The sequence below is a fragment of the Burkholderia anthina genome, assembly GCF_001547525.1.
Lineage (GTDB): Bacteria > Pseudomonadota > Gammaproteobacteria > Burkholderiales > Burkholderiaceae > Burkholderia > Burkholderia semiarida.
The window spans coordinates 240238-259798 of the sequence record NZ_CM003768.1; the positions used below are offsets into that span (position 1 = coordinate 240238).

The 19561-nt window shown below is 66.6% G+C and carries 19 protein-coding genes and 1 tRNA gene; 10 read left to right on the top strand and 10 right to left on the bottom strand.

Features of this window, described 5'->3' with window-relative positions; genetic code table 11:
* Positions 1 to 78 precede the first annotated feature (78 nt).
* The 3 genes from ftsZ to lpxC all read left to right on the top strand — a co-directional run bounded on the left by ftsZ (position 79) and on the right by lpxC (position 3128).
* A complete protein-coding gene (gene ftsZ / locus WS64_RS01145) occupies positions 79 to 1275 on the top strand; it encodes a cell division protein FtsZ (protein ID WP_021159911.1) in 1197 nt (398 codons plus the stop codon).
* A gap of 188 nt (positions 1276 to 1463) precedes the next feature.
* Positions 1464 to 1970 carry a peroxiredoxin gene (locus WS64_RS01150; protein WP_059580848.1) on the top strand — a complete coding sequence of 169 codons (507 nt, stop codon included), beginning with the start codon at positions 1464 to 1466 and terminating at the stop codon, positions 1968 to 1970.
* A gap of 240 nt (positions 1971 to 2210) precedes the next feature.
* Positions 2211 to 3128 carry a UDP-3-O-acyl-N-acetylglucosamine deacetylase gene (lpxC, locus tag WS64_RS01160; RefSeq protein WP_059580853.1) on the top strand — a complete coding sequence of 306 codons (918 nt, stop codon included), beginning with the start codon at positions 2211 to 2213 and terminating at the stop codon, positions 3126 to 3128.
* 80 nt (positions 3129 to 3208) lie between these two features.
* Here lpxC and WS64_RS01165 read toward each other — a convergent pair whose 3' ends face one another.
* Positions 3209 to 3685 (bottom strand): DciA family protein, encoded by a 477-nt coding sequence (locus WS64_RS01165; protein WP_059580855.1) that lies wholly within the window; start codon positions 3683 to 3685, stop codon positions 3209 to 3211.
* Positions 3686 to 3941: 256 nt separating this feature from the next.
* Here WS64_RS01165 and secA point away from each other — a divergent pair, with 256 nt between their 5' ends.
* From secA to WS64_RS01185, 4 genes are all read left to right on the top strand, one after another.
* A complete protein-coding gene (secA, locus tag WS64_RS01170; protein WP_060965540.1) occupies positions 3942 to 6740 on the top strand; it encodes a preprotein translocase subunit SecA in 2799 nt (932 codons plus the stop codon).
* A gap of 144 nt (positions 6741 to 6884) precedes the next feature.
* A complete protein-coding gene (gene argJ / locus WS64_RS01175; RefSeq protein ID WP_060965541.1) occupies positions 6885 to 8126 on the top strand; it encodes a bifunctional glutamate N-acetyltransferase/amino-acid acetyltransferase ArgJ in 1242 nt (413 codons plus the stop codon).
* Between the two features lie 19 nt (positions 8127 to 8145).
* Positions 8146 to 9015, top strand: a complete 870-nt coding sequence (locus WS64_RS01180) for an ATP-binding protein (RefSeq protein WP_027783462.1) — start codon at positions 8146 to 8148, stop codon at positions 9013 to 9015.
* Positions 9012 to 9455, top strand: a complete 444-nt coding sequence (locus WS64_RS01185; RefSeq protein ID WP_059580864.1) for an NUDIX domain-containing protein — start codon at positions 9012 to 9014, stop codon at positions 9453 to 9455. The genes WS64_RS01180 and WS64_RS01185 overlap by 4 nt, the downstream gene beginning before the upstream one ends.
* A 57-nt stretch (positions 9456 to 9512) precedes the next feature.
* Here the strand turns inward: WS64_RS01185 and WS64_RS01190 are convergent, their stop codons facing one another.
* The 9 genes from WS64_RS01190 to WS64_RS01230 form a co-directional block, all read right to left on the bottom strand.
* Positions 9513 to 9713, bottom strand: coding sequence for a DNA gyrase inhibitor YacG (locus WS64_RS01190; protein ID WP_059580867.1), 201 nt, complete (start codon positions 9711 to 9713; stop codon positions 9513 to 9515).
* Positions 9714 to 9741: 28 nt separating this feature from the next.
* The gene (zapD, locus tag WS64_RS01195; RefSeq protein ID WP_059580870.1) at positions 9742 to 10497 is read right to left on the bottom strand and encodes a cell division protein ZapD; all 756 of its coding nucleotides are present in this window, start codon (positions 10495 to 10497) and stop codon (positions 9742 to 9744) included.
* Between the two features lie 109 nt (positions 10498 to 10606).
* Positions 10607 to 11212: a dephospho-CoA kinase gene (gene coaE / locus WS64_RS01200; RefSeq protein WP_059638012.1), complete on the bottom strand. Its 606-nt coding sequence runs from the start codon at positions 11210 to 11212 to the stop codon at positions 10607 to 10609.
* A 1-nt stretch (position 11213) separates the two neighbouring features.
* Complete coding sequence (locus tag WS64_RS01205; RefSeq protein ID WP_059638014.1) at positions 11214 to 12125, bottom strand: prepilin peptidase; 912 nt, start codon at positions 12123 to 12125, stop codon at positions 11214 to 11216.
* A gap of 46 nt (positions 12126 to 12171) precedes the next feature.
* On the bottom strand, positions 12172 to 13383 hold the full coding sequence (locus tag WS64_RS01210; protein WP_060965542.1) for a type II secretion system F family protein: 1212 nt from the start codon (positions 13381 to 13383) through the stop codon (positions 12172 to 12174).
* Entirely contained in the window at positions 13380 to 14642 is a 1263-nt protein-coding gene (locus tag WS64_RS01215) for a GspE/PulE family protein (protein WP_060965543.1), read from the bottom strand. The genes WS64_RS01210 and WS64_RS01215 overlap by 4 nt, the downstream gene beginning before the upstream one ends.
* Before the next feature lie 83 nt (positions 14643 to 14725).
* The gene (locus WS64_RS01220; RefSeq protein WP_081059040.1) at positions 14726 to 16018 is read right to left on the bottom strand and encodes an HlyC/CorC family transporter; all 1293 of its coding nucleotides are present in this window, start codon (positions 16016 to 16018) and stop codon (positions 14726 to 14728) included.
* Between the two features lie 140 nt (positions 16019 to 16158).
* Positions 16159 to 16235, bottom strand: a tRNA-Pro gene (locus WS64_RS01225).
* A 149-nt stretch (positions 16236 to 16384) separates the two neighbouring features.
* Positions 16385 to 17380 carry a polyprenyl synthetase family protein gene (locus tag WS64_RS01230; protein ID WP_059580886.1) on the bottom strand — a complete coding sequence of 332 codons (996 nt, stop codon included), beginning with the start codon at positions 17378 to 17380 and terminating at the stop codon, positions 16385 to 16387.
* 210 nt (positions 17381 to 17590) lie between these two features.
* On the opposite strand from WS64_RS01230, the gene rplU reads away from it, so the two are divergent.
* The 3 genes from rplU to obgE all read left to right on the top strand — a co-directional run bounded on the left by rplU (position 17591) and on the right by obgE (position 19489).
* The gene (rplU, locus tag WS64_RS01240; protein ID WP_006025184.1) at positions 17591 to 17902 is read left to right on the top strand and encodes a 50S ribosomal protein L21; all 312 of its coding nucleotides are present in this window, start codon (positions 17591 to 17593) and stop codon (positions 17900 to 17902) included.
* Positions 17903 to 17926: 24 nt separating this feature from the next.
* Positions 17927 to 18190, top strand: coding sequence for a 50S ribosomal protein L27 (rpmA, locus tag WS64_RS01245; protein ID WP_006476999.1), 264 nt, complete (start codon positions 17927 to 17929; stop codon positions 18188 to 18190).
* A 186-nt stretch (positions 18191 to 18376) separates the two neighbouring features.
* Positions 18377 to 19489, top strand: a complete 1113-nt coding sequence (gene obgE, locus WS64_RS01250; protein WP_059580889.1) for a GTPase ObgE — start codon at positions 18377 to 18379, stop codon at positions 19487 to 19489.
* Positions 19490 to 19561 lie beyond the last annotated feature (72 nt).

Consider the following 19561-nt stretch of genomic DNA (forward strand, 5'->3'; position numbering starts at 1 on the left):
GCTGGCGCGCGACAGGGGGTTGCCCGATCTCCTGCCGAATAACGGCCGAGTAGCAGTCATTCTCTTGACGGAGGCAACATGGAATTCGAAATGCTGGAAACCGAGACCAACGGCACCATCATCAAGGTGGTCGGCGTTGGCGGCGCTGGCGGCAATGCCGTCCAGCACATGATCAACCGCGGCGTGCAGGGCGTCGATTTCATCGTGATGAACACGGACGCCCAGGCGCTGTCGCGTTCGCGCGCATCGTCGGTGATCCAGCTCGGCAACACGGGTCTTGGCGCCGGTGCGAAGCCGGAAATGGGCCGAGCGGCAGCGGAAGAGGCGCGTGAGCGCATCGCCGACGCACTGCGCGGCGCGCACATGGTGTTCATCACGGCCGGCATGGGTGGCGGCACGGGCACGGGCGCGGCGCCGGTGGTCGCGCAGATCGCGAAGGAGATGGGCATTCTGACGGTCGGTGTCGTCAGCAAGCCGTTCGAGTTCGAAGGCGGCAAGCGCATGCGCGTCGCCGAAGCAGGCTCGCAGCAACTGGAGGATCACGTCGACTCGCTGATCGTCGTGCTGAACGACAAGCTGTTCGACGTGATGGGCGACGACGCCGAGATGGACAAGTGCTTCCAGTGCGCGGACGACGTGTTGAACAACGCGGTGGCGGGTATCGCGGAAATCATCAACGTCGACGGCCTCGTGAACGTCGACTTCGAGGACGTGAAGACGGTGATGGGCGAGCAGGGCAAGGCGATGATGGGCACGGCGACGGTCGCCGGCGTCGATCGCGCGCGCCTCGCGGCGGAACAGGCCGTGGCGAGCCCGCTGCTCGAAGGCGTCGATCTGTCGGGCGCGCGCGGCGTGCTGGTCAACATCACGTCGAGCCGTTCGCTGCGCCTGTCGGAAACGCGCGAAGTGATGAACACGATCAAGAGCTACGCGGCGGAAGATGCGACGGTGATCTTCGGTGCGGTGTACGACGACGCGATGGGCGATGCGTTGCGCGTGACGGTCGTGGCGACGGGTCTGGGCCGTGCGGCGAAGAAGCAGCAGTCGGCACCGATGACGCTGCTGCGCACGGGTACGGACAACCAGCCGGTCAGCGCGGTGTCGCACGGCTATGCGCCGGCGCATCACGTCAGCACGGCCGACTACGGCGCGCTCGATACGCCGGCGGTGTGGCGCAACTCGCGCGAAACCGCGGCATCGCACGTGCAGGCGCTGCAGGAGAAGGGGGTCGACACGTACGACATCCCGGCTTTCCTGCGCAAGCAGGCTGACTGACGCAAACACAGGCGAAGCCGCGGCGACACCGCCGCGGTATCGCCGGCGTGACGGATGCCACGGACCACGACAGGCCGCGTCGGATGCGACGCCGGGCCGGGAAAGGTGCCCTCTTCGCTTGTGCGAAGCGGGATGGGCCGTGCTGTCCGCGACACGCTGAAAAACCGTATCGCTATGAGGGACCAGCCATGATTCAAGTGGGCGACGCGCTGCCCGACGCGCAATTGTTCGAGTTCGTCGACGACGCGCGCGAAGGGTGCACGCTGGGGCCGAATGCCTTCAGCGTGCGCGACCAGGTTGCGGGAAAGCGGGTGGTGATCTTCGGATTGCCGGGCGCGTTCACGCCGACCTGCTCGGCGCAGCATGTGCCGGGCTACGTCGAGCACGCCGAGCAACTGCGCGCGGCGGGTATCGACGAGATCTGGTGCGTGTCCGTCAACGACGCATTCGTGATGGGCGCATGGGGACGTGATCTGCACACCGCGGGCAAGGTGCGCATGATGGCGGACGGCAGCGCGGCTTTCACTCATGCGCTGGGGCTGACGCAGGATTTGTCCGCGCGTGGCATGGGAATTCGTTCCCTGCGCTACGCGATGGTGATCGACGGCGGTGTGGTCAAGACGCTGGCCGTCGAGGCGCCGGGCAAATTCGAAGTGAGCGATGCGGCGAGTGTGCTCGCGACGTTGACGTCCTGATCGTGCGGCGCGCCGTTGCCTTCCGGCAACGTTGCTCGCCGGCCTCAGGGCAGTTGTAACACGGGCCGATGACCGGAAACGCCTCCGTTCCGGGCATCGGCCCGTCCCGTATCGGCGCGGGTAAACAGTCGAAACAGATTGATACGCAGTTTCAGACAGCGTTGAATTGGGAATTACGCTATAATCGCGCCTATCGAATATAACTCCTGATTGATATCCTCAATCAAGACGAAGAAGACCATGTTGAAGCAGCGCACCATCAAATCCATCGTGAAGACCGTCGGTATCGGTCTCCACTCGGGCCGCAAGGTCGAACTGACGCTCCGTCCGGCCGCGCCGGGCACGGGTATCGTGTTCTCGCGCGTCGACCTGCCCACGCCCGTCGATATTCCGGCCTCCGCGATGTCGATCGGCGACACGCGGCTCGCGTCGGTGCTGCAGAAGGATGGCGCGCGCGTGTCGACGGTCGAGCACCTGATGTCGGCGTGCGCCGGCCTCGGCATCGACAACCTGTATGTCGACGTGACGGCCGAGGAAATCCCGATCATGGACGGCAGCGCCGCGTCCTTCGTGTTCCTGATTCAATCCGCCGGCATCGAAGAGCAGAACGCGCCGAAGCGCTTCATCCAGGTGAAGAAGCCGGTCGAAATTCGCGATGGCGACAAGTTCGCGCGTCTCGATCCGTATTTCGGCTTCAAGCTGAAGTTCACGATCGACTTCCGTCACCCGGCCGTCGACAAGACCGGCCAGGAGTTGGAGGTCGATTTCGCGAATACGTCGTACGTACGCGAGATCGCGCGCGCGCGCACGTTCGGTTTTGCCCACGAAGTCGAAATGATGCGCGAGCTGGGTCTCGCCCGCGGCGGCAGCATGGACAACGCGATCGTGCTCGACGAGTACCGGATCCTGAACAACGACGGGCTGCGCTACGACGACGAGTTCGTGAAGCACAAGATGCTCGACGCGATCGGCGACCTGTACGTGATCGGCCACCCGCTGCTGGCATCGTACACCGCGTACAAGTCGGGCCACGGGCTGAACAACGCGTTGCTGCGCGAGCTGCTCGCGCACGAAGACGCGTACGAGATCGTGACGTTCGACGATCCGCAGGCGGCGCCGAAGGGGTTCGCGTTCGACGCGCAGACGGCCTTCGCGTGAGCGGCGTTCAGTGCAAGCGATAAAAAAGCGACCCTCGGGTCGCTTTTTTATTGGCTGGCCGCCGCCTGCGGCCCTGGCGATCAACGCGGCTTCGCGCCGTGCCGTGCCGCCATCCGCGCGAGCGCCGCCTGCAGCGGCGACGGTTCGAGGTGATCGGCGAGGTCGCGCAACGCGGCGGCGCCGGCCGAGGTCATCCGCGCCTGCTTCACATGTGGCGGTTCGGGCGCGTCCTTCGGCCGCACGCGCACCCGCAGCGTCGTCACCGGCCAGCCGCGCTTCTGGAGATCGCCGAGCAGCCGCATTTCGACCTGCCGCAGCCGTGCTGCCAGCGCATTGTGGGCGGCAAAGAGGGTCAGGGTGCCGTCCTTGATGAAGCCCGGTTCGACGTGATTCGCCAGATAATCGGGCAGGCACGCGCCGAGGTCGCGCTGCAGCGACGCGATCTGCTCGACGCCGGCGCGCAACGCCGCGAACGCGTCGGTGCGGCCGAGCACTTCGGACACGGGTTGCGGACGATAGGCGGCGAGCGGGCCGAAACGCTTGGAAAATCGGTTCATCGAGGCTTTCTTCGAGCGCGCACGCGCGCGGAGGTTGCAGCCGATTGTACTCGCGCCGGCTCGCGCACGCGCGGCTTTCGCCCCTGTCCGCCCGGCCCCGGCGCGCGATGGCCGTCCGGCCGGGACGCGGGCGCATGCGTCCCCGCGTGCTAAAATTCGACGTTTGAGTCCACTAATTCGCTAAGCCGCCGAGGCTCGGGCGCCGGGGCGCGCAACACGCGCCGGGCGCCGGTGCTGCGACGCAGGATCCGATCCGATGACAACCGGTTTTCTCCAGAAAATTTTTGGCAGCCGCAACCAGCGGCTCGTCAAGCAATACCAAAAGACCGTCGCGACGATCAATGCGCTCGAAACGCAGATCGAGAAGCTGACGGACGACCAGTTGCGCGGCAAGACGGACGAATTCCGCCAGCGGGTCGCGGCCGGCGAGTCGCTCGACAAGCTGCTGCCCGAAGCGTTCGCGGTCTGTCGCGAGGCAAGCCGCCGCGTGCTGAAGATGCGCCACTTCGACGTGCAGCTGATCGGCGGCATGGTGCTCCACTACGGCAAGATCGCGGAAATGCGCACCGGCGAGGGCAAGACGCTCGTCGCGACGCTGCCCGTGTACCTGAATGCGCTGGCCGGCCGCGGCGTGCACGTCGTGACCGTCAACGACTACCTCGCGCAGCGCGATGCCGAATGGATGGCGCGCCTCTACAACTTCCTCGGTCTGTCGGTCGGCATCAACCTGTCCGGCATGGAGCACGACCAGAAGCAGCAGGCGTACGCGGCGGACATCACGTACGGCACGAACAACGAATTCGGCTTCGACTACCTGCGCGACAACATGGTCTACGAGACCGACGCGCGCGTGCAGCGGGCGCTGAATTTTGCCGTCGTCGACGAAGTGGACTCGATCCTGATCGACGAAGCGCGTACGCCGCTGATCATTTCGGGTCAGGCCGAGGATCACACCGAGCTGTACGTGCGGATGAACGCACTGCCGCCGCTGCTCGAGCGCCAGATCGGCGAAGAGAAGGCCGACGGCACGGGCGTCGAGAAGCCGGGCGACTACACGCTCGACGAAAAGTCGCGTCAGGTGTTCCTGACGGAATCGGGCCACGAGAAGGCCGAGCGCCTGCTCGCCGAATGGGGCCTGATCGGCGAGGGCGAGAGCCTGTACGCGCCGCAGAACATCACGCTGATGCATCACGTGTACGCGGCGCTGCGCGCCCACACGCTGTTCCACAAGGATCAGCACTACGTCGTGCAGAACGGCGAAGTGGTGATCGTCGACGAATTCACGGGCCGCCTGATGGCCGGCCGCCGCTGGTCCGACGGCCTGCACCAGGCGGTCGAGGCGAAGGAGCACGTGAAGATCCAGAGCGAGAACCAGACACTCGCGTCGATCACGTTCCAGAACTACTTCCGGATGTACGCGAAGCTGGCCGGCATGACCGGTACCGCGGACACCGAAGCGTACGAATTCAACGAGATCTACGGCCTCGAGACGGTCGTGATCCCGACCAACCGCCCGCCGAAGCGGATCGACAAGCAGGACCAGATCTACAAGACGGCCAAGGAGCGCTACGACGCGGTGATCCGCGACATTCGCGACTGCTACGAGCGCGGCCAGCCGGTGCTGGTCGGCACGACGTCGATCGAGAACTCCGAACTGCTGTCGCACCTGCTGAAGCAGGCGGGGCTGCCGCACGAAGTGCTGAACGCGAAGCAGCACGAGCGTGAAGCGGCGATCGTCGCGGAAGCCGGCCGTCCGAAGCGCATCACGATCGCGACCAACATGGCCGGCCGCGGTACCGACATCGTGCTCGGCGGCAACGCGGAGAAGCAGGCGGCGTTCATCGAGGCCGACGATTCGATTCCGGCCGACGAAAAGGCACGCCGCATCAAGCAGCTTCACGACGAGTGGGAAACGCTGCACGAGGAGGTGAAGGCCGCGGGCGGCCTGCACATCATCGGCACCGAGCGCCACGAATCGCGCCGGATCGACAACCAGCTGCGCGGCCGTGCGGGCCGTCAGGGCGACCCCGGCTCGTCGCGCTTCTACCTGTCGCTCGACGATCCGCTGCTGCGCATTTTCGCGGGCGACCGCGTGCGCTCGATCATGGATCGCCTGAAGATGCCGGAAGGCGAGGCGATCGAGGCCGGCATCGTCACGCGGTCGATCGAATCGGCGCAGCGCAAGGTCGAGGCGCGCAACTTCGACATCCGCAAGCAGCTGCTCGAATACGACGACGTGTCGAACGACCAGCGCAAGGTGATCTACCAGCAGCGCAACGAACTGCTCGAAGCGCACGACATCACCGAGACGATCACCGCGATGCGTCACGGGGTGATCACCGAAGTCGTCCGCCAGTTCGTGCCGGAAGGCAGCATCGAGGAGCAGTGGGACGTGCCGGAGCTCGAGGAAGCGCTGCGCAAGGACTGGCAGCTCGATCTCGCGATCCAGGAAATGGTGAACGAGTCGTCGTCGATCACGGCCGACGAGATCCTCGACGCCGTGACGACGGCCGCCGACGAGCAGTACGAGGCGAAGGTCGCGATGGTCGGCCGCGAATCGTTCAGCGCGTTCGAGCGCTCGGTGATGCTGCAGACGGTCGACCGCCTGTGGCGCGAGCACCTCGCGGCGCTCGACCACCTGCGCCAGGGTATCCATCTGCGCGGCTACGCGCAGAAGAACCCGAAGCAGGAGTACAAGCGCGAGGCGTTCGAACTGTTCGCCGCGATGCTCGACGCGATCAAGCAGGAAGTCACGCGCATCGTGATGAACGTGCAGATCCAGTCGCCGGAGCAACTCGAGGAAGCCGCCGAGCAGATCGAGGAGCGCAGCGGTCATCTCGAGAACGTCGAATACCAGCATGCCGATTACGCGGACGCCGGCGCGCCGGTGGCGAACGTCACGGCAGCCGCGGCGGCCACGGCGACGGCCGACATGGTCGGCAGCGCGATGACGCACAGCGGCCCCGGCGGCGAAATGCCGAAGGTCGGCCGCAACGATCCGTGCCCGTGCGGCAGCGGCAAGAAGTACAAGCAATGTCACGGGAAGCTGTCATGATCGGCGGCGGCGCGCATCACGCGCGCCGCGTCGTTCGCAGCTTCCAGTCAGTGACGTGAGTTGTGGCGGCCCGCGCGTGCGGCCGCCGGTTCTTCCAATCGATGCCGGCACGTGCCGGCATTTTCCATCCGGCAGGTGTGCCCCATGGCTGTCAATTTTCCGTCGATCGATCCCGCCCAACTCCATCCCGTCGCCGGCGTCACGCTCGGCTGGGCGGAAGCGAACATCCGCAAGCCGAATCGCAAGGACGTGCTGGTCATCTCCGTCGACGAAGGCGCGACGGTCGCGGGCGTGTTCACCGAAAACCGTTTCTGCGCAGCGCCGGTCACCGTCTGCCGCGAGCACCTGGCGAAGGTGCGTGCCGGCGGCGCGGGCATTCGCGCGCTGGTCGTGAATACGGGCAATGCGAACGCGGGCACCGGCGAGCCGGGCCTCGTGAATGCACGCGAAACCTGCACGGAACTCGCGCGTCTGGCCGGCATCGAGCCGGCGCAGGTGCTGCCGTTCTCGACCGGCGTGATCCTCGAGCCGCTGCCGATCGATCGCCTGAAGGCCGGCCTGCCGGCCGCGCTCGCGAACCGCAAGGCCGCGAACTGGTTCGACGCCGCGCAGGCGATCATGACGACCGACACGCTGCCGAAGGCGACGTCGCGCCAGGTGACGATCGACGGCCACACGATCACGCTGACGGGCATCAGCAAGGGCGCGGGCATGATCAAGCCGAACATGGCGACGATGCTCGGCTTCCTCGCGTTCGATGCGAACGTCGCGCAGCCGGTGCTCGACACGCTCGTGAAGGAAGTCGCCGACCGCTCGTTCAACTGCATCACGATCGACGGCGACACGTCCACGAACGACTCGTTCATCCTGATCGCGTCGGGCAAGAGCACGCTGCCCGCGATCACGTCGACCGATTCGCCCGCCTATGCGGCGCTGCGCGACGCGGTGACGGAAGTCGCGCAGGTGCTGTCGCAACTGATCGTGCGCGATGGCGAAGGCGCGACGAAGTTCATGACGGTGCAGGTCGAAGGCGGCAGGAGCGTCGCCGAATGCCGCCAGATCGCATACGCGATCGGCCATTCGCCGCTCGTGAAGACGGCCTTCTACGCATCCGACCCCAACCTCGGCCGGATTCTCGCGGCGATCGGCTATGCGGGCGTCGCGGATCTCGACGTCGGCAAGATCGATCTTTATCTCGACGACGTGCTGGTCGCGAAGGCAGGCGGCCGCAATCCGGCCTACCAGGAAGAAGACGGCCAGCGCGTGATGAAGCAGAGCGAGATCACGATCCGCGTGCTGCTGGGGCGCGGCGATGCGCAGGCCACCGTCTGGACGTGCGACCTGTCGCACGATTACGTGAGCATCAACGCGGATTACCGCTCCTGATCGGGAGCGCTCGAACGACATGGACAAGCTTGAACAGTTTCTGACACGCGCGGAAGCGCTGCTCGGCCGCCTCGAAGGGATGCTGCCGCCCGCGCCGGCGGCCATCGACTGGAACGCGGCGCACGCGTTCCGCTGGCGCAAGCGCCAGGGGCGCGGTTACCTGCAGCCGGTGCCGGCCGTGTCGTCGATCACGCTCGGCGACTTGCACAACATCGACCGCCAGAAAGCGCTGATCGACCAGAACACGCGCCAGTTCGTGCAGCGCAAGCCGGCCAACAACGTGCTGCTGACCGGCGCACGCGGTACCGGCAAGTCGTCGCTGATCAAGGCGTGCCTGAATGCGTACGCGAACGACGGGCTGCGCCTGATCGAAGTGGACAAGGACGACCTGCACGATCTCGGCGACATCGTCGACCTGATCTCGCAGCGTCCGGAGCGGTTCATCGTGTTTTGCGACGACTTGTCGTTCGAGGACGGCGAATCGGGCTACAAGGCGCTGAAGGTCGCGCTCGACGGCTCGATCGCCGCGCAGTCGGACAACGTGCTGATCTACGCGACGTCGAACCGCCGTCACCTGCTGCCCGAGTACATGAGCGACAACGAGTCGTACAAGCATCTGCCGGACGGCGAGATTCACCCCGGCGAAGTCGTCGAGGAGAAGATCTCGCTGTCGGAGCGCTTCGGCCTGTGGGTCAGCTTCTATCCGTTCAAGCAGGACGACTACCTCGACATCGTCGCGCACTGGCTGCGTCACTTCGGCTGCCCGGATGCGGAGATCGAGACCGCGCGCGGCGACGCGCTCGTATGGGCGCTCGAGCGCGGCTCGCGCTCGGGCCGCGTCGCGTGGCAGTTCGCGCGGGACTGGTCGGGCCGCAAGGAGCAGGCATGAGCGCGGATCAGGCACAAGGCGCCGTGCGGGCGCCGGACGGCCGCAAGGTGACCGAAGTCGCGGTTGGCGTGATGGTGCAGCCGGACGGCAGGTATCTGCTCGCGCAACGCCTGCAGGGCAAGCCGTATGAAGGTTACTGGGAGTTCCCGGGCGGCAAGCTGGAGGCCGGCGAAAGCGTCGAGGACGCACTGGCGCGCGAGCTGCACGAGGAACTCGGCATCGAAGTCACGGCCAGCCACCGCTGGCACACGCTTGAGCACGATTATCCGCACGCGTATGTCCGGCTCTATTTCTGCAAGGTGACGGGCTGGACGGGCGAGCCGCACAGCAAGGAAGGGCAGGCGTTCGTGTGGCAGCAGCTGCCGGTCGAGGTCGCGCCGCTGTTGCCGGCGGCGCTGCCGGTGCTCGAACTGCTGGAGAAGGAAGCGGCGTCGCAGTGACGCCGCGGCGGCCTGCCTGAAACGCGGGCCATATTGGCGGACGGCGGCGCGCGCCGCTCAACTGTCGCGGCGGCTGTCCGTGCCGTCTTCTTCCGACGACGGGCCCTCGTCGGAAGAACCGCCGATCCGATACTTTTCCGCGGCCCATGCGCCGAGGTCGAGCTGCTTGCAGCGGGCCGAACAGAACGGACGGAACTTGTTTTCAGGCGTCCAGCGCACTTCTGCGCCGCACGAAGGACATTTCACGACGGTAGTCATACGAAAGCGTTGAACCGGCACGCGGCCGTTACAGATTACACAGGGTCAGATGGAACGGCACGTCGATGTCCACCGCGCGCGGCCGCACGTCGCCGTCCTGCATCGTGAACCGCACCCACAGCATGTATTTGTTGGCGCTCGCCTCGGGAATCACGCGCAGCTCCGGCGACACTCGCACCTGCATCAACTGATAGCTGCGCCCGGACAGCATCTGCTGGTAGCTGCCCTGCATCGCCATGACCTTCGACGCCTGACCCGATTCGCGCGCGAGCCGCAGCACGATCGCCGCTGCGTCGCGCAACGGCAGCAACGGCAGGATCCACTTCGCGATGTCCTGACGCCGCTGCTCGGCCGGCCACTGCTGCCACGCGTAGTACGACGGCAGGTCGAACTTGCACGTACCGCCCGGGATCACCGCGCGGCTGCGGATGCTGGCGAGCCACTCGTTGTCGACGAGGTGCTGGCCGGTCTTGCCCTGCATCTGCGCGAGATTCGCGAGCGTCTGCTCGATTTCGCCGAGTACGGCTTCGAGCGCGTTCTGCTCGATGCCCGGATTGCCGCGAAAGGGGGCGAGCGTCTGGCGTTGGCGTTCGAGCTCCTTCATCAGATCCGATTTCAGGTCCGCGCGGCCCGTCACCTCGGCGATTTCGAACAGCGTCGTCAGCGCGACGTGGTGCTCACGCGGGTCCTCCTGAGCCAAAAAGAACGCGAAGCGCTCGAACAGATCTTCGAGACGCAACAGCGTGCGAATTCGCTCGTTGAACGGATACTCGTAAAGAATCAAGCGCGCTCGCCTCTTGGGTAGGGATTGAAACAATGAAGGACATTCTAATGCCCCCTCTCTACCCTAGCAACGCGCCAATTTCGTACACCATCAGGATTGCATGCGATGCTCAGTGCGCGGCCGCGAATCCGACGTAGCGTTGGTGCAGTGCATCGACCTGCGCGGCGAGCGCGTCGGGCGTGACCGCGTCGTTGACGATCACGTCGTCGGCCGCCGCGAGGCGGGCCTCGCGCGTCGCCTGTCGCGCGATGATCGCTTCGACCTGTTCGCGCGTGAAGCCGTTGCGCCGCATCACGCGCGCGATCTGCGTTTCGACCGGGCAGTCGACGACGAGTACGCGATCGCTGCGCGCCTTCCAGGTGCCCGACTCGACGAGCAGCGGCACGACGAACATCACGTACGGGCCCCGCGCCTCGCGCGCCTCGCGGTCGGTCTCCGCGCGGATCAGCGGATGCGTGATCGCTTCGAGGCGCCGGCGCGCGTCGTCGTCGCTGAAGATCAGCGTGCGCATCTTCGCGCGATCGAGCGAGCCGTCGTCGGCCACGAAGCCGCGACCGAAAGCCTGCTCGATCGCCGGCATCGCGAGACCGCCCGGCGCGGTGATGCGGTGGGCGATCAGGTCGGTATCGACGAGCGATGCGCCGCGGGCGCCGAACAGGTCGGCAACGGTCGTCTTGCCGCTGCCGATGCCGCCCGTGAGTCCTACTGAAAACATGTCAGCCTCCGAGCGCCGCATAGAAAGGGGTGCCGAAAAACAGCGTGGCGACGCCGCCGGCCGCGAGGAACGGGCCGAACGGAATCGGCTCCTCGAAGCGCATGCGGCCGCGCCAGGTCGCGACGAGCCCGACGATCGCGCCGGTCACCGCCGCGAACAGCACGACCTGCGGCAGCGCGGCCCAGCCCATCCATGCGCCGAGCGCGGCCAGCAGCTTCAGGTCGCCGAAACCGATGCCCTCGATGCCGCGCAGCCATTTGAACAGCCAGTAGATCGACCACAGGAACAGGTAGCCGGCCATCGCGCCGATCACGGCCGAGCGCAGCGACGTGAAGGTGCCGCCGAGGTTGAGCGCGAGCCCGGCCCACAGCAGCGGCAGCGTCATCGAATCGGGCAGGTAGCCGGTGCGGATGTCGATCGCGCTCATCGCGAGCAGCGCCGCGCACAGCGCGAACGCGGCAAGCGCGGCGACGGTCGGGCCGAACGCCGCGAGCGAGACGGCGGCGAGCAGCGCGCACGCGAGTTCGACGAGCACATAGCGGATGCCGATCGCATGGCCGCAGCGCCGGCAGCGCCCGCGCAGCACCAGGTAGCTGACGAGCGGGATGTTCTCCCAGGCGCGCAACACGTGGCCGCAATGCGGGCAGGCGCTGCGCGGGCGCCACAGATCGTAGCGCGGCGGATAACCGTCGTCGGGCGGCGGGGGCTCGGTGCCCGTCGCTTCGGCGATTTCGGCCTGCCACGCACGCTGCATCATCACGGGCAGCCGGTGCGCGACCACGTTCAGGAAGCTGCCGACGCACAGGCCGATGACGATCGCGAACGCATACTGCAGCGCGGGCGGCAGCATCGCCAGCGCGAGCAGCGTGCTCTCGGGCGAATCGGAAACGGCGGACAGGAGCGCTGGCGTCATGAGGATCAAGGTTCGAGACAAAAAGGCGACAGAGTCGGTTGCGATGCTACACCACGTTGCCGAGCTGAAGGATGGGCAGGTACATCGCGATCACGAGGCCGCCGACGAGCGCGCCCAGGACGATCACGATCAACGGTTCGCCGAGCGCCGCGAGCGCATCGAGGCGCGCGTCGAGCTGACGTTCGCACAACGCGGCGATGTCGGCGAGCATCGTGTCGAGCGCACCGGTTTCCTCGGCGACGGCGATCGGTTGCACGACGTCGTCCGGAAAGCAGCCGGCCGAATGCATCGCATCGGCCAGGCGCACGCCGCGCAACACGCGTGCGGCGATGTGCGCGGTAGCCTGCGCGAACACCGGGTGGCCGGCCGTGCGCTCGAGCGTGGCGAACGCATCGGCGAGCGGCACGCCGGCGCCGAGCAGGGTCGCCAGCGAGCGGCACCAGCGTGCGGCGGCGAACCGCTCCAGCGCGCTGCCCGCGAGCGGCGCGCGCAGCAAGTGTCGCGCGAGCGCATGGCGCAATGCGGACGAGCGCCGAAGCGCGTGCTGCGCGGCAAGCCCCGTGGCGGCCGCGCCGGCCAGCAGCACGCCGCCCCACGCCGACAGCGCGGAGGACAGCGCGAGCAGCGCGCGGGTCGGCGTGGGCAGGGCGGCGCCGAAACCGTCGAAGATCTGCCGGAAGGTCGGCACGACCCACACCATCAATGCTGCCGAGATCGCGAGCGCGAACAGGATGACGGCGGCCGGATACGCGAGCGCGGCACGCAGCTTGCGCCATTGCGCGTCGGCGCGCTCGCGGTGTTCCGCGACCCGCGTCAGCACGATGCCGAGCGAACCGGACGCCTCGCCGACCTCGATCAACTGACGATACAGCGTACCGAACTGCGAGGGATAACGTGCGAGTGCATCGGCGAAGCGCCGGCCGCCGACGATCTCGCGGGCGAGCCCCGCCGCAATGCGCGGCACGCCGTCGCGCGTGCGGGTGCGCGCGAGCATCTCGAGCGACGGTGCAAGCGGCAGGCCGGCCTGCAGCAGGCTCGCGAGCTGGCGCGTGAAGCGCGTGATGTCACGGGCGCCGGCCGCCGGCGGGCGGGCCGGCCCGCGGACGTCGAGCGACAGTACCGCGATGCCGTCGCGCGCGAGCGTGGCGCGCGCGGCCGCCGCGTCGAAGGCGATGACGATCCCGCGGCGCGGCGCGCCGTCGCGATGGCGGCCGCGCCATGCAAAGCGGGTTTCGCGCGGCGGCGTGCGCACGTTCACGCTGCGGGCGTGGCGGCGACGGCTTCAGCGATGCTCGTCGTGCCGTCCAGTACGCGCGCGAATGCCGCGTCGCGCAGGGTACGCACGCCCTCGGCCGCCACGCATTGCGCGAGTTCCCCGACGCTTGCCCGCGCGACGATGCGCTCGGCCAGCGCGGGCGATACCGGCATCGTCTGATGCAGGCCGATGCGGCCGCGATAGCCGATTCCGTGACAGGCGGAACAGCCGCGCGCGACGAACGGCCGCCAGCCGGTTGCCAGCGCCGCCGGGTCGCAGCCGGCTTCCCGCAGCGCGCGCGCCGATGCGTCCGAATGCACGCGGCAGGCGACGCACAGGCGCCGGACGAGGCGCTGCGCGGTGACGAGGTGCAGCGCGGCCGCGAGGTTGTACGGCGCGACGCCGATGTCGAGCAGCCGTGCGACGGCGGCCGGCGCGTCGTTCGTATGCAGCGTCGACAGCACGAGATGGCCTGTCTGGGCGGCCTTGATCGCGACATCGGCCGTCTCCGCATCGCGAATCTCGCCGACCATGATGACGTCGGGATCCTGTCGCAACAGTGCGCGCAGCGCGGTCGCAAACGTGAGACCGGCCTTGTCGGCGACGCCGACCTGGTTGATCCCGTCGAGCTGGATCTCGGCGGGATCCTCGACCGTACAGACGTTGTGCGCGTCGCGATCGAGCATCTGCAGCGCGCAGTAGAGCGACAGCGTCTTGCCGCTGCCGGTCGGGCCGGTGACGAGCACGAGGCCATGCGGCGCGCGGATCGCGGCCTCCATCGCGGCGGCCTGCCGCGCGTCGAAGCCGAGGTTGGCAAGCGTGAGATCGGGCGGCAGTGTTTCGAGCCGCCGCAGCACGAGCTTTTCGCCGAACAGCGTCGGCAGCGAACTGACGCGGTAGTCGCCGCGCGTGCCGCCGTCGATCACGATGCGCAGCCGGCCGTCCTGCGGAAGCCGCCGCTCGGCGATGTCCATGCGCGAGAGCACCTTGATCCGCGTCACGAGCGCATCGCGCAGGTGCAGCGGCGGTCGCGCATGTTCATGCAGTACGCCGTCGATGCGCAGACGGATGCGCCAGCCGGCTTCGAACGGCTCGACGTGGATGTCCGACGCGTCGCGCACGCGCGCCGCGTGCAGCGTGTCCGTCAGCAGCCGTACGGCGGGGGCATCGTCGAGCTGGGCCGCATCGAGTGCATGGGGCGCGGCGGCGTACGCGGGCGCCGACTGCGTGTGCGGTGACGCCCCGGAGGAAGGGAAGTGCATGTGAGCCGGCACGCTGGCCGCCTGTTGACCGTGATGCGCAGATGATCGCGCGTCGCGGGCGGCGCCGGCAGTCGGCCGTTCGGCTAGCGCGACGCCGCGCGCCCGGTGCGCGTGCCGCGCGGCTTGAAGAGCTTGACGGTACGTACTGCCTGATCGTCGCTGCGCATCACTTCGAGCATCACGTCGCCGATTTTCAGGCACACGTCGTCTTCCGGAATTTCCTCGAGGATCTCGAGCACCAGCCCATTCAGCGTCTTCGGCCCGTCGGTCGGCAGTTTCAGGTGCAGCCAGCGGTTCAGTTCGCGCAGCGGCATGCTGGCCGACACGATGCATTCGCCGTTCTCGTCCCAGCCGCCCGCGCGTTCGCTGCGCGGCATCGACGTCGTGAATTCGCCGATCAGCTCCTCGATGATGTCCTCGGGCGTGACGAGTCCTTCGAGCTCGCCGTACTCGTTGACGACGAGCGCGGTGCGCTGCCGGGTTTCCTGGAAGAACTGGAGCTGCTGGACCACCGGCGTGCCCGACGGCACGTAGTACGGCTCGGCGAGCAGCGTGCGCAGCGTCTCGCGATCGAAATCCTGGTTGTGCAGCCCGGTGAGCGTCTTGCGCACGTGCAGCACGCCGAGCACCTTGTCGATGTCGCCTTCGTAGACGACCAGGCGGTTGTGATAGCAGGTTTCGAGCTGATGCAGGATGTCGTCGAGCGGCGCGTAGAAGTTGAGCGACTCGATCTGGCGGCGCGGCACCATCACGTCGTCGACCGTGATGTTCTCGAGGTCGAACAGGTTGAGCAGGATGCTGCGGTGCTTGGTCGGCATGAAACTGCTCGATTCGAGCACGATGGCGCGCAGCTCGTCGGCCGACATCCGCTGGTCGCGGCCCTTCTTCGTGTTGATGCGCAGCACCCACAGCACGCCGTTCGCGAGCGCATTGACGAACCAGACGACCGGCTTGAACACGCGCATCAACGGGGCGATCACGAGGCTCGCGGGCAGCGCGATGCGCTCGGGGAACGTCGCGCCGACGATCTTCGGCGCGATTTCCGCGAACACGATGATCAGGAACGCGACGACGCCGGTCGCGATCGACAGCGCGAGGTTGTTGCGGCCGAACGTATGGAGCGCGAGCGACGTCGTGAGGACCGGAATGATCGTGTTGAACAGGTTGTTGCCGATCAGGATCACGCTGAGCAGCAAGTCAGTGCGCGTGAGCAGCCCCTGCGTGGTTTTCGCGCCGAGCACGCCCTGGCCGGCGAGATGCTTCAGCCGATGGCGATTGAGCGCCATCATCGCGGTCTCGGAAATGGAAAAGAAGCTGGAACAGAGGAGAAGCAGGAAGACGGCGCCGATTTGCGCCCATAAGGGAATTTGGTCCACGCGTTGGAAAGGGCAGTGAAGGACAGGGATGGGGCAAATATAGCAGAGGCCGGCGACCGCGATGTGTCGCGCGCGACACGAGGGCCCGCGGCGGCCGGACGAAAAAAAACCGTGCACAAGGTGCACGGTTTTTTTAAATCTGGTCGGGGTGAGAGGATTCGAACCTCCGGCCTCTACGTCCCGAACGTAGCGCTCTACCAGGCTAAGCTACACCCCGATTTTTGCTCTTCGGACTTCGCCGTCTTTCTTGAAGATCGCTGCGTCGTCACAAGCAAGAACGTAACTATAACGATGTTTTTTCTAAAAGGGAATACTTTGGTGAAGAAATTTTTCGAGACAAGGCGTCGCTTCCCGTTCGCCGCGTGTTTACGACTGCCGCGACGTCGAGTATGAACACAACCCGAGCAGGCTTTCCTTGTAGATCGAATCGGGGAACGCGGCAATCGCCGCCGCCGCCGCCTGCGCTTCCTGGCGTGCGCATTCGAGCGTGTGGTCGAGCGCGCCCGAGCGCGTGATCGCTTCGAATATCGTGTCGAAGCGATCGGTGCCGCCGTGTTCGATCGCCTCGCGGGCGAGCGCCGACTGGTCGGGCGTGCCGCGTTCGATCAGATAGATGAGCGGCAGCGTCGGCTTGCCTTCGCGCAGGTCGTCGCCGGCATTCTTGCCCATTGCCTCCGCGGTGCCCGCATAGTCGAGCCAGTCGTCCATGATCTGGAATGCGGTGCCGATCCGGCGGCCGTATTCGGCGGCGGCGGCCTCGGTCGGCGCGTCGGCGCCCGCGAGCACGGCGCCCAGGCGGGCCGATGCCTCGAACAGCTTCGCCGTCTTGTAGCGGATCACCTGCATGTAGCGCGTTTCGTCGACGTCCGCGTCGTGCATGTTCAGGAGTTGCAGCACCTCGCCTTCCGAAATGATCGTCGTCGCTTCGGACAGAATCTCCATCACGCGCATCTTGCCGACGCCGACCATCATCTCGAACGAGCGCGAGTAGAGGTAATCGCCTACCAGCACGCTCGCCGCGTTGCCGAACAGCGCATTGGCGGTCTGGCGGCCGCGGCGCAGCTCGGATTCGTCGACGACGTCGTCATGCAGCAGCGTGGCCGTATGGATGAACTCGACGACGGCGGCCAGCACGTGCCGCTGGTGCGACGTTTCGCCGAGCGCGCCGGCGACGAGCAGCAGCAACGCCGGACGCAGCCGCTTGCCGCCCGCGCCGATGATGTACTCGGCGATCTGGTTGATCAGCAGCACGTCGGACGCGAGGCTTTGCCGGATAACGCGATTCACCTGCTCCATGTCGCTGGTGATCGGGGCGAGCAGGTGGGCGGCGCTGAGGGTGGGGGAGGCGGTGGACGACGACATGATGATGGAATTGGGTGATGCGGCGGATTATAAGTCGAATCCGCGATATGCCGGTCTGTCAGACATACCCGTGGCGCGATTTTGGCCGTCCGGCCGAGGCCCGCGCGCGGCAATCGTCGATCGGCTTTGACTTGGGTGCTAACCCCATGTATAATCACGTGTTTTCCGCGCGTGGTGTGCGGAAAAATTGGATCCAGAGTGAGGTTCTCAATGTACGCGGTCATAAAAACCGGCGGCAAGCAGTACAAGGTTGCCGTTGGCGAAAAACTCAAAGTAGAACAGATACCGGCTGACATTGACGCTGAAATCACGCTCGACCAGGTTCTCGCAGTGGGCGAAGGCGAATCGATTAAGTTCGGTACGCCGCTGGTCAGTGGGGCTTCCGTCAAGGCCACCGTCGTGTCGCACGGTCGTCATGCCAAGGTCACCATCTTCAAGATGCGTCGCCGGAAGCACTACCAAAAGCACGGCGGCCACCGCCAGAACTACACTGAGCTGCGCATCGACGCGATCAACGCGTAAGCGCCTCGGTAAAGGAGCAATCAGATGGCACACAAAAAGGCAGGCGGCTCTTCCCGGAACGGCCGCGACTCCGAGTCGAAACGTCTCGGCGTGAAAGTGTACGGCGGCCAGGCAATCAACGCTGGCGGCATCATCGTGCGTCAGCGCGGCACGCGCATGCACGCTGGCGAGAACGTCGGCATGGGCAAGGATCACACCCTGTTCGCGCTGGTCGACGGTCACGTCAAGTTCGCGACGAAGGGCGCGGACAAGAAGCATCTGGTCATCGTCGTCCCGGCGGCTGCCTGAGTCAGGCACCCACGGGCTTCGTAGCCGAAAGGCCCCGCAGTCTTCGCGGGGCCTTTTTTATTGGGTCGCCGGCCGCAAATGCGCGCCGGCGACCCTCGCGCAACCGGCGTACGATCGGCCGAACGGCAGATTGTTCAAGCGTGTCGGCGCGCGGCACAATAGCGGAAATACTGGGCGGAGTGGCGAATGAAGTTCATTGACGAAGCACGAATCGAAGTCATCGCCGGCGACGGAGGCGATGGCAGCGCGTCGATGCGCCGCGAGAAATTCGTCCCGTTCGGCGGGCCGGACGGCGGCGACGGCGGCCGGGGCGGCAGCGTTTACGCGATCGCCGACCGCAACATCAACACACTGATCGACTACCGTTACGCGAAGAAGCACCTCGCGCGCAACGGCGAAAACGGCCGCGGCTCGGATTGCTACGGCAAGGGTGGCGACGATGTCACGCTGCGCATGCCGGTCGGCACGATCATCAGCGACATGGATACCGGCGAGCTGATCGCCGATCTGACCGAGCACGACCAGCGGGTGATGCTCGCGCAGGGCGGCGCCGGCGGCCTCGGCAACCTGCATTTCAAGTCGAGCACGAACCGAGCGCCGCGCCAGAAGACGGACGGCAAGCCGGGCGAGCGGCGCATGCTGAAGCTCGAGCTGAAGGTGCTCGCCGACGTCGGCCTGCTCGGCATGCCCAACGCGGGCAAGTCGACCTTCATCTCGTCGGTGTCGAACGCGAAGCCGAAGATCGCCGACTACCCGTTCACGACGCTCGCGCCGAATCTCGGCGTGGTGCGTGTCGGGCCGAGCAAGAGCTTCGTGATCGCCGATATCCCGGGGCTGATCGAAGGGGCGGCCGAAGGCGCGGGCCTCGGGCATCAATTCCTGCGCCACCTGCAGCGTACCGGCGTGCTGCTGCATCTGGTCGATCTCGCGCCGTTCGACGAAAGCGTCGATCCGGTCGCGGAAGCGACGGCGATCGTCGGCGAGCTGCGCAAGTACGACGAGGCGCTCTACGAGAAGCCGCGCTGGCTCGTGCTCAACAAGCTGGACATGGTGCCGGAAGACGAGCGCGAGGCGCGCGTCGCGGATTTCCTCGACCGTTTCGGCTGGGACGGCCCCGTGTTCGAGATCTCGGCGCTCACGGGCCAGGGCTGCGAAGCGCTGTGCTACGCGATCTACGACTACCTCTCCGAACATTCGGACGCGCATCGCGCGGCGGAGGCGGAGGATCTCGCGGCGGACGTGCGTTTCCGCGAGGCGCCGTCGGCGAAGGGTGGTGCGGCGCCGGGCGACGACGCCTGAACGGTTCGCTGACGCGCCGGGCGTGCCGCCCGGCGTTGGCGTTCCATCGGGCCCGGCCGGGCGGGCATCAGA